The sequence below is a fragment of the Actinomadura syzygii genome, assembly GCF_008085905.1.
GTDB lineage: Bacteria > Actinomycetota > Actinomycetes > Streptosporangiales > Streptosporangiaceae > Spirillospora > Spirillospora syzygii.
In genome coordinates this window covers 82,680-95,160 of record NZ_VSFF01000016.1, presented here as the reverse complement: position 1 = coordinate 95,160, position 12,481 = coordinate 82,680, and the positions used below count along the sequence as shown (strand labels likewise).

Below are 12,481 nucleotides of genomic sequence, written 5' to 3'. Positions count from 1 at the left end.
AACAGCACGATCCACGCCATCCGCAGGCCCTGGCCACCGTGCCCCACGGACGGGCCGTGCCCGCGAACCGGCCGAGGAGACCGGGAAGGCGCCGACGTCGCCCGTGAGCACGGCGGCACGTCTGGCCCTCACATGCTCATGCGGATCCTCGGACCGGGAAAGCGAGGCGCTCCCTCACCGTGCCGCTCACCGGGACCCGGGCCGCGATCGCCGACGACCGGCGATTTACGCGCAGAGATCGAGGCGTTCGCCGAGGCACCCCACCACGACCGCTCCCGCATCGCTGATCATCAACGCCGCCACCGGCCTCGGCACCCACGGGCAAGCCCGCCGACGATCGCGTCGAGATCGCACCCGCGAACCCCTGACCCGCCGCCCACATCAGAAGGAGCCTTTCCCATGGGCCTGTCCAACTTCACCGGCAACTCCGGCGGCGATGACACCAACGACGCTCTCCCGCCATCCTTGCCGCCGTCTGGACCGCTGGCGCTGCCCGCCGACTACGGCATTGCCGAAGACCTCCTCGTCGACTACAACGAAAAATTCCAGAACGCCGAACCGACGATGTTCCGCGACACGCTCATCGGACAGACCATCTCGGTCGTCATCAGCAAGAACAAACCGAACGCCCTGCTCGTAGGCCCCGCCGGGGTCGGGAAGACGAAGATCGTCGAGGACATCGCCCGGCGTATCGCTCTCGGAGACACCCTCATTCCCGACCAACTGCGCGACCACACGATCTACGAGCTGCCGATCGCCAACCTCATCGCCGGTTCCGGCATCGTCGGCGCGCTCGAAGACAAGCTCATGGAGCTCATCGACTTCGCCACCAATCCCAAGAACAAGGCCATTCTCTTCATCGACGAGATCCACCAGATCACCGGGAGCACCGGCAGCGGCTCGGGCGGGGGCAATCCGACGGCGCAGAAGATCTCCCAGATCCTCAAGCCCGCGCTCGCCCGCGGCGACATGTCGGTGATCGGGGCGACCACGACCACCGAGTCCCGGGCCTTCGACGATGACCCCGCGTTCTCCCGGCGCTTCTCGCGGCTCATCGTCGACGAGCTCACGCTCGAGCAGACCGCGGCCGTCCTGTCCACGGTCCGCCCCGGCCTTCTCGCGCACTACCGTCAGCAGATCACCGTGTCCGACGCGGTGCTCGCCGAAACGGTGACGATCGCCGAAGAGAACTCCCGGGCAGGCCAACACCGCCCCGACAACGCCATCACCCTGCTCGACCGGGCGATGGCCGACCGCGTGCTCGAACAGAAGCGGCTGATCGTCCAAGCCGAGAAGGCCGGCGACACCGCCATGGTCCAAGCCCTGCAGGCCGTTCCGCAGGTGCCGCTGACCGCCAAACGCATCCTCGACGTCGCCAAACGGCTCATGACGGGCAACGCCCAGCGCAAGGACTTCGACGTCACCGTCCTCCACGCCGCTCTCACCGATCGCCTCCAGGGCCAGGACGGCATCCTCGACCGGCTGACCGACCGGCTCGCCCGGGAACAACTGCAGCTCTTTCCGTCCACGACCCCGACGACCTGGATGTTCGCCGGAGCCTCGGGCGTCGGCAAGACCGCAGCGGCGAAGATCATCGCCGAGGAGATGACCGGTGCCGAGCCGATCATCCTCAACATGGCGGAGTTCCACACGCCCTCATCGGTCTCGAAGATCGTCGGTGCTCCTCCCGGTTACATCGGCTCGGACTCCAACCAGGAACTGCCCTTCGACACTCTGGAGTCCAACCCACATCGGGTGATCCTGCTCGACGAGTTCGAGAAGTCGGACAAAGCCGTGCAGCGGCTCTTCCTGTCGGCCTTCGACGAGGGCTACATCCGCAACTCCCACGGCAAACTGCTCGACTTCTCCAAGGCACTGGTCATCTGCACGACCAACGCCGCCCAGGAGTCGCTGAACGGCCAGCGCATCGGCTTCGGCTCAGCACAGACGGCGCCATCGACCAGGAGCCTCAACAAGGCCCTGGCGGAGGTCTTCGACGCCGAACTGCTCGGCCGGTTCTCCATGCTCGTCGGCTTCAACCCGATCAGCAAGGAGGTCTACCGCGACATCATCTGCTCGCACTACACACGGTGCCGCGAGCAGATCGCCGCAGCCAAGCCGAGGCTGGCGCAGATCCTGCCCGATGCCATTCCCGACGATGAGGCAGCCGCCATGAGTGAGGCGACGTTCGTGCCCAGCCTGGGCGCGCGCCCGGCCGGTCGAGCCGTGCGGACATGGATCGAGGACCGCCTGCTCGCCGCTCGCTCTCCGCGGCAGAACCAGACCGGACCCGCCGCTCAGATGCCCGGGGCCGTCGAAGAGCTCCCGCAGACCTCATAACGCCTCCCCGAAAGGGCGGTTCTTCTCCGAACGAGAAGATCCGCCCTGTGTCCCGTGAGCGGAGCCACTGAGGTCGAGATTGAGGCATCAGCCGGTTACAGCCGATCCCATGTCGCCGCCGACGTCGGCAAGAAGGCTCTGAAGGAGATTGCCCAGCTCTCAAAATATCTCAAGGAGTGATGAGAGATGGAATGGTTCGAGAACATCCCACCTCATTACGAGACGGTCATTCTCGTGAACGAGACCGCCCACAGTCTTTTGATCGGCGCGTACACGTATCAGGTACGAGGGCGCGCGGGCCGCTGGTACATCGTGAGGTTCCGGGCCGAAGAGGGGGAGGGGCGCGGCGCGCGACGAACGAAATTCTTCACCAGCGAGGCCAAGGCACTGGAGAAGCTCGAAGAGATCTCCGAGTAGATAGGGGCGACATGGTGGGAAAATACTGGGTCGATTGGTCGGATGCCTCCTTCCCCCGGATACGAGACATCAAGTTCGGCTATGGAGTGGAAGAGGGTAAGACCTTCGCCGATTGCAAGAAGGAGGTGTACGAGAGGTGCGACGACGAGATTCGGCACTGGAAGGAGCGTAAGGCGGAGATTCGATCCCTTCGGGTTGATGACCTCGTGGCCGGCTAACCACCTCCGAACCAGGGCGAGAGGAGAGACATGTCAGAGCCGATTTTCGACATTCTCTGGCGCATTCGATGTGGCGCACGGGAAGGTACCACCGAACGGGACATCCTGGACCGGGCCTGCCGCATCTCCAAGGAAGGGCGAGGGGCAGCAGACCGAGGGGCGATCGGCAAGGCCGTCGAGTACATCGATGATCACATCGGTCTCGCCCCCGGCAAGTCCAATGCCGAGGCCGTGCACGCTGCACAGCTGCTCTTGTCCGCTCACGCCGACATCTTGGAAATCAAGGACCATTACCGGTCTTCTGAGGAGACCTGATCCCCAACTCATCCTGCACTCGACAACGGCGACCGTGCCGTGAACGACCTCACAACATTAATTGGCGTGGTAGTCCATCTTTCTCTCCCGCAGATGCGTCGGCTCCACCGGCACGCCCGTCCCGCGAAGATTCCAAGCCAGTTCCCTGACGACGAGGGTCAGGGGACTCTGGTGACCCTTGAACCGCCTATAGGCGACTTCGTGGCGGTCGGCCCTCGTTCGTGTGGAGCTGGCCGAGTGGCAGACCAAAGCTCGGCCTCCGAGGAAACGTCCAATTGGCTGGCCTCGAAGAGGCCCACTTGATTGGATGTGGCTCGCGAAAGGCCGTATAGGAAGCCGCTCGATCTCCATGGGTATTGCGGGCCAGCCCTTCGCGCCCGCCCCCGAAGGGTGGAGTTGAGATTGTCGGGGCCTCACGGCCCCGACGGGTGAAGTCGAGAAAAGGTGCGACCACCGCCCGCCCGTCCCGCGGGCGGTGGTCGTCCTCCTCTCCTCACTCCGCGGCCTCCAGGACCACCGCGATCGCTGCCGGGTGCCGGCTCGCGTGATCGGCGTCCATCGGCCCAGGCGGCTCGCCCGGCGCTGCCATCACCGCCGGGTCCACGAAGTCGACCGCATGCTCCATGGCGCCGGACCTCGGTTGTGCATGGCCATCGAGGTTCTTTCAGTAAGCATGTTGATCCCATCTCTGAAGTGAGTCAATAGACAGAGAATAGGCTTTCAAATAGCATTGCACATGCCTTGTGAGAGGCCGTCGCGCCCTCATCCACCAGGATCCTCACGGAAGCACGGAACACGATCATGCCGCTCCTTCTCGACGACATCGACGTGTCGACGGCCCAGAGCTCGCACAAGGCCATCGACCCGAAGTTCTTCTCCTCCAAACTCACCGGCAACGGCAAGGCCAGGTACGGCCTGCTCAACAGCCAACTGCTGCCAGTGGCCTCGACCAGCAACACCGCCTACCTCGCCGACGCCGGCGGCCACATAGAGACCAAGGCGATCTCGACGCAGAACGGCATTACCGTCACGACGATCCCGATCGCACCGATGACCCGGCGAGCGCTGACCCAGGCCGGCTCGTTCACCCTCGCCGCCCCGCACGCGCAGGAACGCTGCGTCATCGACACCGACTCCAACTACTGGGACATCAGCTTCGCCCTGACGCCGCAGGCCGCCAAGCTCTACGAGGACGCCGCGACGGGCGCCAAGAGGATGCCGCGCGAGTTCCTCGTCCAGTACCGGATGGAGCTGTTCTTCTTCAAAAGGGGCGCGACCGAGCCCGAACGCGTGATGATCGCGTCGAACACCTCCACGGTCGGCCGTGACGCCCTCGTCTTCACCGCATGGGACATCAGCCCGCTGGAGAACGCCGGCGGCTTCATCGACGACCGCCTGCATGCCGCGGGCCTGAGCCGGAAGAACCCCGACGCGCTGGAGACATGGCTGACCGAGGAGTACAGCGTTTGCGATGCCATCACCGCCCAGGCCGAGATATGGGACTCCGAGGCCATGGCCGACCAGGTCTGCGCCTACATCGACGGACTCCCTGCCAGCCAGACCGACGAGCAGCTCAACGCGCTCGCCGTCCAGCTGCGCTACCTGGAGAACTACAACGTTCCCCTGGAGGTCTACCGCTCGATCCACAAGAAGATCGAGACGGCCTTCAACGACGGCATCGCCTCGAAGCTGTCGAAGCAGAACCTCAACCTGCTGATGAGCCACACCCTCTCCCACCTGGAGGCCATGAAGGGCCATCTGACCACTCCCGTGCGGCCGGCCGCGGCTCCGGTCCTCCCGGCGCACCTGTCAGCCCAGCAGACGAACGCGGTCATCACCCATGAGCCGCTGGTGATGACCCAAGCCGGTGCCGGCACCGGCAAGTCGACCGTCATCCTCCAGCGCATCAAGTACCTCGAAGCCTGCGGCGTACCGGCCAGCGACATCACCGTACTGTCCTTCACCAATGCCGCCTCCGACAACATCACAGCCAAGAACCCCGACGTTGGCTCGATGACCATCGCCCGGATGATCAACGACATCTACACGCTCAACCACCCGAGCCACGAGCTCTCGAGCATCGACACGATCATCAACTCGATCGAGATCTTTTACCCGACGTCCAACTTCGCCGCCCAGTTCCGGATGCGCCTGCTTGAAGTCGACCAAAACAAGACAGGCGCGTTCACGGCTCTCAACACCTTCATCGAGAACAAATTCGACCAGGTCATGGACGTGCTCGACCGAATCAAGCAGACCTCGCTGGAGCTGGAGATCATCATCTGCTACCAGCGGATCGACGCCATGATCGAGCCGCCGAAGGTGCAATGCCGTTATCTCGTCATCGACGAGGTGCAGGATAACTCGATCTTCGAGTTCATCTACGTGCTCAAGTACATCTCCAAGCACGCGCAGTCCCTCTTCATTGTCGGCGACGCGAGCCAGACCCTGTATGAGTTCCGCTCGGCGAACCCGCGCGCCCTCAACACCCTGGAGGGCTCGGGGGTCTTCACCACCTTCAGGCTCACGACGAACTACCGATCGAATCAGGAGATCCTCGATTTCGCCAACGTCGTGCTCGGCGACCTGGAGACCAACCAGATCGCGAACATCCAGCTGAAGGCGAACTCGCTCGCCAGGCCGACTGCGGACACCTTCCGGGAGAAGGTCATCCTCGACTACCGCGCGGTGCCCAAGCTGACCACGTTCGTCAGCGACGACCTCGCCGGCATCGTCCGGGCGACCATCGCCCCGAACTACGTCGACACATGCCTGGCCCGAGGCGAACAGGTCGCCTTCCTCGCCTACTCCCGCCGGGAGGTGACGACGATCGAGAAGGTGCTGCAAGAGAAATACCCGCAGCGCCACGTCGCGAGCCTGGTGTCCGACAGGGTCTTCGCGACCGACATCTTCTCCAAGTACATCAAATTCTTCTGGAACGACGTGCTCCAGGTTCCTCCCCACAACGCCGCCTTCGTAGTGACGCAGGGCATCAGGGACAACCTGGGCAAGCTGACGAACAACGCCGGAAGCCCCAACGTCGAGAAGGCCGTCCTGCGGATGGTCTCGAACTGGTGGCTGGAGAACTCCGCGACGATCAACGGCTGGGTTCAGCTGACCCTGCTGAGTTCGCTGCCGCACGCCGAGTTCTTCGACCGGCTGCGGGACAACCTGCTCAGCTACGAGATCCGGCACAACGCCGTCCGCCAGTCTCTGACCAACCAGAAGAACCGGGAGCGCAAGGCCAACAACGCTCAGGCCAAGGCGGACCTGGTCGTGAGCACCATCCACGGCGCCAAGGGCATGGAGTTCGACAACGTCGTGGTCCTGCACCGGGAGAACACCGCGATGACGCAGGACGTCAAGCGGATGTACTACGTCGCCTTCACCCGGGCAATGCACAGCGAATACGTGCTCTCCTACGGCACGGTCAAGAACCCGCCGATCGAGAGCGACTACGAGCAGATCCTCAGCGTGCTCGCCGAGCGCGACAAGCAAACCGCAGCCCGGGCGACGGGCAGCGGCCCAGATCCGCTCGACGATGCCGATGACGCCGACCAGACCGACGGCACGCCGTTGACCCAGGCCTCCTGACGCCACTTCGGCCCACGTACCACGGCTGGCCGCCGTCCCCCCGGCGGTCAGCCGTGCCTTCCCACGGCACCACTTACGCCCCCTCCGAAAGCGAGTCCGCATGCCTGCCTCCACGATCGTCGCCTCCAGCGGCCAGATCCGCCTCTTCGACACCTCCGTGCAGACCTTCGACCTGCTGCCCGTGGCCACCTACGCCATCGACTTCTCTCAGACCGCTGGCTACAGCCTCCGCCAGGTCGAGCCGCTGGCACCAGGTGGGGAAACCGTCTACGGGACCCACGCCGAGCGGGTCACGCGCATCATGCGCGGCTATGAGGCCATGGACCGCTCTCTGGGAGTGATCCTCTCCGGTGGCAAGGGCATGGGCAAGTCACTCATGATCCGGATGCTCGCCGAGCGGGCCCGCGACGATCTCGGGTTGCCCACCGTCCTCGTCCAGCGCTCGACCCCAGGGCTGGCCTCGTTCCTGGACGAACTGGGGGAGGCCCTCGTCGTCTTCGACGAGTTCGAAAAGGCATTCGCGGCCGGTGACGAGGTTGAGCCGCAGAACCAGTTCCTCGGCCTCTTCGACGGCCTGAGCGCGACCAAGCGCCTCTACGCGCTTTCGGTCAACGAGCTTGGCCGGGTCCACGACGCCATGCTCAACCGCCCCGGCCGGTTCCACTACCACATGCGTTTCGCCTATCCCGGCCCTGAGGCGGTCGGCCAGTATCTGCACAACCAGGTACCGGGGATCACCGGGACCCAGATCGAAGAGATCGTCGACTTCTCCCGGAAGTACGACATCAACTACGACCATCTCCGGGCGATCGCCTTCGAGATGCGCCTGGGGGAGTCCTTCGGCGACGCGATCGGCGACCTCAACATCAAGCGCACCGGCCGCCGCGGCAAGGACCCGGTCCAGGCCCGGATCACGTGGACCGACGGCGACACCGACGAGATCTCCGGAGAGATCGATCTCTTCGACCTCGACGCGCGGCAGTCGATCGAGGACTGGGACCTCGATATCGAACTGCGTTTCCGCATGCGCGATGCCTGCCCCTCCGAGGGCGGCTACGTCCTGCCAGCCGACGCCTTTGAGATCGTCGACAACCGAACAGAGGAGCAGAAGGCCGAAGCCGGGGACGAGGACACGAAGCCGCTCGACCTCCGAGCCGCCTCAGTCGTTCTCCACCGTCCGCACACATACTCGATCGACTTCTGAGGCTAGGTTCGCCTCCGCGCCGGCCCGGCGGACGCACCCGCGCCGCTGGGCCGGCGCGTCGTCGCCAGCCGCCCAGCGCCCGCACGCATCACCGCCCGCGCCCCAAGGAGTGGCCCACCATGTCCGACCGGACACCCGTGCAACTTCGGATCCTGGACTGCCCGATCGAGCAAGCGCAGGCCGTCATCGACGTCATCGAGCAGACCGGTCTGCACCTGGAGCACGTCGAGGACGGGCAGCCAGCAGACGACCAACTCGGCCTCGGGCTGATCTATATGGACAACGCGGTCGTCTGCGGCTCCGCCGCAAAGATCGCCAACGCGCTCCATCAGGCCGCTTCCGGCGCCTCGTGGGAAGTCTGGGAGGACCCGGAGCAGACCTGGCTCGGTGATCTCTACCGGTTCACTCCGGCGCTGGGCCTGTGGTCCGCCGACTGCAACTCCGTGGGGGACCCGCTGTTCACCAGCGCGCAGGCCCTCGGACTCATCGACGAAAGACTTCCACGTGCGCGGCTGGAGACGAAACTCGGTATCCCCCATGCTGAGGCGCTGCGCGAACTCGCCACCCGCAACGACGGCATCGTGCTTTCGCCGAGCACGGGTCACGCCTGATCCTGGCGTAGAGCACTGGTCCGGATGGTGGGCACCGTGATCGCGCGGTATGCAGTCGGATGCTCTTGATGCACGCCCGTCATCGCCGCGTCCGGCGTGAGGACGGCGCTGCTGAAGTCGGAACGTCGTCGCTGGCTGAGGAGCGCCCGGAAGCTGTCGCGGACTACCCACCGCGCGCGGGCCTGTTCTCGGCATCGCCCGCGGCCGCAGCGCGATGACACGAGTAGATCATGCCGTCCCTGGAGCGGGAGGACCGGTTCCAGTTGCCGGCGGACCGCAAGGTCGCCGGATGCTAGCGCCCTGCTTCGGGCTACCGCGCGACGGCCAGGGACGGGGAGTCAGACCAGCACACGGAGCCGCCGCCCTGCTCGCCGCCACGAACAACCATCAAGGAGCCCCAGATGAGCACCGAACCTGGCTGCGCCGAGACCACACGCGACCGGATGCTCAATGATCTGTCTCCCCGGCTTGCTGCGTGGACGCCGCTGTCGAGTCGGCGGGCGATTGGGCAGACGACCTCGATCCGCCTGGGCCGGCAATTCAGGAACGGCGGTGGCGAATGCGAAGGAGGGTGCACAAACGACGGGACCAGCCGAGGCAAGAGCGTGAACGCTTCCCCGCCTGATGACGAGGCGGGGGCGCGATGACCTCCCAATTGGCCCTGCGGATGTCACCTGCGGTCGCTTTCTACCAGGTGGATCTGCAAGAAGCCGAGAAACTCCTCATCGAATGGCGGCACCCTCTGCACCTGCCCGACGACGAACACCCTGAGGGAAGGCCCTACACCCGTCCCTTCGGTAGCCTGGCGTTCGTCATGGAAGACCGTGGCCGACGAGCGGCCGCCGTGGTGCTGGCAAGCACCATTAACGCCAACGTGTGCAAAGCACGTGGCTGGCACCGCTACAACACCGTAGACCTCGCCAGAATTGCTCGTAGCCCGGACCGCCGCGATCAGCATTGCCTGCGGGTCGTGCTGCGGATCGCCCGCGAGTACCTCGTGCCGCTGTGGCTGGGGACCTACCCCGGATGGGATGCGCGAAGCGCTGAACTGTGCGGTCAACCCCAGATCGTGGCACTGTCCAGCACGAGCCTCCCTGGCACCCCCGGCCATATGTACAGATTCGACGGATTCCAGCGGATCCGGACCTCCAAGGGCCCCAAGGGTGGAGGTCGACAGAATGCCAGCGCCGCGAACGAGATCGCTGACGGTGCTCGAGGTCTCTGGGTATACGCCTATCCGGAACCAATAAGCCCGGACGGTGATCACTGTCAATCAAGCAGTGAACAAAGACATCAGGACGGCACGCCGGAACCCGTGGAGAACGCCGATCTCATCAAACCCCCGGGAAGGGACGCCTGATGTCTGACCAGGCCATCGGGCACCTGTAGAAGCAGAGCCACCGGTACCATTGCGCGCCGCATGACTGATTCGGGCTGCTCGACCAGGACAACGGGCAGAAGCGCATACCTGAAGTCTTCCAGGTGTTCCGATGAGGTTTGGACCCGTGATGAGGCATCCCGAGCCGGCGACGAGCCGCGCAAAAGGCTGAATCTGTCGGTCCTGTCGCGAGGCTGCGGCGACCACTGGCACCACACGGTGCGCATACCCCGATGAGAACGAACCGGCCGTACGAGAGTGGCTGACCAGATGCGCCCACACCACGGCCGTGATCTAGGAGGCGATCCTCCTGGCGGCGGACGCACCTGCCGCCGAGGTCGGCGCGTGGCCACCGCCAGCGCATCGAGCGCCCGTACGCACCACCGCCCGCACCCCAAGGAGCGAACTCAGCATGCCCGACCGGACGCGCGTGCAGATGCAGATCCTTGACCGCTCACGCGAACAGGCGCAAGCCGCCATCGACACCGTCGAACAGATCGGTCTGCACCTGGAGCACGTCGAGGACGGGCAGCCGGCTTCCGGCATCCGAGTGGGTCGCGGACGGGAGGCACGATGATGGACGTTCACGAGATCCGATACGGCTACAACCTCGCCGACCTCCACGAGATCGCTATGGCGGCCGTCAAGCGCGGCTCCCGGTCCTGGGTCGTCCCCGCGAACGACCTGTACGAGGCGGCCTGGTCGGCGATCGCCGAGTGTCTGTGCACAGCCGAGGAGCCGCCCACCTCCTACGAACTCATCGGCACCGGTATGAAGGCCGTGAGCGAGGCCATTCGGCAGGGCGAGCGCTGTCACGGATGGGACCGGGACGCCCACCGCACGCGGCCCCTGCATGTCGCCTACTGGACCGACTACGGCGGCCCCACGCAAAGCCCTGAAGACCGCATCGTGGACCGCACCGCGCTCTGGCAGATCTGGCCGACCCTGTCCCGAGGCCGCCGCGACGCCCTCCTCGCCCTGGCCACCTGTGGGGACTACCAGGCCGCGGCCGACTTCCTCGGCTTGAACTACAAGGCGTTCCACCAGCGGATCCGCGACGCTCGCCTGGTCTTCCTGGAGGCGTGGCACGAGGGTGAGACCCCATCCGGGATGTGGTCGGCTGACCGGCGGCGCTGGCGAGACGGACGACGGGTGCGTCAGCGGCGCCTCGCCGACCACGCCTCCATCAAGAGCGCCCGGAATTCCACCACCGCATGACCGTCCTGCAGGCTCCGGCCCCCGCCACGCCTAGTGCGGCGGGGCCGGGCCCGCCCTCGCCGAGAACGGGGACCCTGATGTCGAGACGCAGCGCTTCTGCGAACAGCAGCTGCGTGTTATTCACGCGGCGTCACCATGCCGCAGAGCCGGACGAGGACGCGATGAACGCGAGCCTTTCGCAGAATCTCCTCCGGGCTGTTTCGACGGTGGGTCAACGAGCCGACTGTGGAAAGGAGAACCCGAACGTGACCATTCGACGGCTGCCTGTGAAAGCCAACGGCCACATCCTCGCGCGCGAAAGCGACGTCGAGGTGCATCAAGTCGGTGACCAAGAAGTCCTGATCCCGAGAGTCCCCCACGCCTGTGCCGTTTGTGACACATGGCCGGAACTTCGGGTCACCAACGAGGCCGTCGAGGCACAGAAACCTTGCCTCTACCCGGGCGGCATTACCACCGAGATCACCCTCAGCGTGCCATCCGGGAAGATGATCGTCACCGACGATCTGCGTCCCATCATGAACTACGACCCCACCGGGCTTGCCGACTACAACACCGTCCTCGGCCAGGCCCAGGCGGTGAAGGCCATGGCCGCCGTCGGCTGCGCCTATGGCCCTGTCGGCAACACCTGCCCCGGCCTGTACCGACAGGGCGCCGACCACTACATCATCGCCACCCCAGGGCTCGACGAGAACGACGATCCCCTGCTTCCCGAGGACATGTGCTTAGCGCGCATCATCACCGACCTGTGGGCTTATTCGATCGCCGACTTCGAACTCTGGAAGGCTCGCGGTGGTGTCCCCGAAGGACTTTGCTGGGCCGACACCATCGTGGACGTACCCGCGGGGACCTACCGGTTCATGCACCACACGGGGGAACGCGGTTTTGACCGCGACGCCGCCGGCACGGTGACCTTCGCGAACATCGAGCGCATCGCCTGACCGAACCGCGAGGGCCCGTATCAACGCCGATCAGGGTCGTGGCGCGTTCCGCCATCTCTCTCATCGCTCTCACCGTGTGCTGCCAGCCCAGTGGTGCCGCCCCAGTTTCAGCGTCTCCGCTGGTCCGACTTCGGCTTCCGCCTGCTGCGCGTTCTGCGCCAGCAGGCCATTCTCGCCCGGACCGACGCCCTGGCCTCGGTGCTCCCGCGTTGCTGCGCCGTTGTCCTGCCAGCCCGGCCAGCGGGCTC

The 12,481-nt window shown here is 65.3% G+C and carries 12 protein-coding genes; 11 read left to right on the top strand and 1 reads right to left on the bottom strand.

The window, feature by feature from the left end; genetic code table 11:
* Positions 1 to 399: 399 nt before the first annotated feature.
* The 4 genes from FXF65_RS37315 to FXF65_RS37305 all read left to right on the top strand — a co-directional run bounded on the left by FXF65_RS37315 (position 400) and on the right by FXF65_RS37305 (position 3,290).
* Positions 400 to 2,340 carry an AAA family ATPase gene (locus tag FXF65_RS37315; protein ID WP_148354828.1) on the top strand — a complete coding sequence of 647 codons (1,941 nt, stop codon included), beginning with the start codon at positions 400 to 402 and terminating at the stop codon, positions 2,338 to 2,340.
* 54 nt (positions 2,341 to 2,394) lie between these two features.
* Entirely contained in the window at positions 2,395 to 2,520 is a 126-nt protein-coding gene (locus FXF65_RS46045) for a hypothetical protein (RefSeq protein WP_281288993.1), read from the top strand.
* A gap of 6 nt (positions 2,521 to 2,526) precedes the next feature.
* On the top strand, positions 2,527 to 2,757 hold the full coding sequence (locus FXF65_RS37310) for a hypothetical protein (RefSeq protein WP_148354826.1): 231 nt from the start codon (positions 2,527 to 2,529) through the stop codon (positions 2,755 to 2,757).
* Between the two features lie 248 nt (positions 2,758 to 3,005).
* Positions 3,006 to 3,290: a hypothetical protein gene (locus FXF65_RS37305; RefSeq protein ID WP_148354824.1), complete on the top strand. Its 285-nt coding sequence runs from the start codon at positions 3,006 to 3,008 to the stop codon at positions 3,288 to 3,290.
* Positions 3,291 to 3,783: 493 nt separating this feature from the next.
* On the opposite strand, the gene FXF65_RS46040 is transcribed toward FXF65_RS37305, so the two are convergent.
* Positions 3,784 to 3,915: a hypothetical protein gene (locus FXF65_RS46040; RefSeq protein WP_281288992.1), complete on the bottom strand. Its 132-nt coding sequence runs from the start codon at positions 3,913 to 3,915 to the stop codon at positions 3,784 to 3,786.
* Positions 3,916 to 4,091: 176 nt separating this feature from the next.
* On the opposite strand from FXF65_RS46040, the gene FXF65_RS37300 reads away from it, so the two are divergent.
* The 7 genes from FXF65_RS37300 to FXF65_RS37275 all read left to right on the top strand — a co-directional run bounded on the left by FXF65_RS37300 (position 4,092) and on the right by FXF65_RS37275 (position 12,233).
* Entirely contained in the window at positions 4,092 to 6,884 is a 2,793-nt protein-coding gene (locus FXF65_RS37300; RefSeq protein ID WP_148354822.1) for a UvrD-helicase domain-containing protein, read from the top strand.
* Positions 6,885 to 6,984: 100 nt separating this feature from the next.
* Positions 6,985 to 8,088 (top strand): AAA family ATPase, encoded by a 1,104-nt coding sequence (locus FXF65_RS37295; RefSeq protein ID WP_148354820.1) that lies wholly within the window; start codon positions 6,985 to 6,987, stop codon positions 8,086 to 8,088.
* A gap of 119 nt (positions 8,089 to 8,207) precedes the next feature.
* Positions 8,208 to 8,699 (top strand): DUF3145 family protein, encoded by a 492-nt coding sequence (locus tag FXF65_RS37290; RefSeq protein ID WP_148354819.1) that lies wholly within the window; start codon positions 8,208 to 8,210, stop codon positions 8,697 to 8,699.
* Positions 8,700 to 9,342: 643 nt separating this feature from the next.
* Complete coding sequence (locus tag FXF65_RS37285) at positions 9,343 to 10,059, top strand: hypothetical protein (protein WP_148354818.1); 717 nt, start codon at positions 9,343 to 9,345, stop codon at positions 10,057 to 10,059.
* Positions 10,060 to 10,489: 430 nt separating this feature from the next.
* Positions 10,490 to 10,654, top strand: coding sequence for a hypothetical protein (locus tag FXF65_RS44205; protein WP_187412730.1), 165 nt, complete (start codon positions 10,490 to 10,492; stop codon positions 10,652 to 10,654).
* Positions 10,651 to 11,295: a hypothetical protein gene (locus FXF65_RS37280; RefSeq protein WP_148354816.1), complete on the top strand. Its 645-nt coding sequence runs from the start codon at positions 10,651 to 10,653 to the stop codon at positions 11,293 to 11,295. Before FXF65_RS44205 ends, FXF65_RS37280 begins: the two co-directional genes overlap by 4 nt.
* A gap of 245 nt (positions 11,296 to 11,540) precedes the next feature.
* Positions 11,541 to 12,233 carry a hypothetical protein gene (locus tag FXF65_RS37275; protein WP_148354814.1) on the top strand — a complete coding sequence of 231 codons (693 nt, stop codon included), beginning with the start codon at positions 11,541 to 11,543 and terminating at the stop codon, positions 12,231 to 12,233.
* Positions 12,234 to 12,481: the final 248 nt, after the last annotated feature.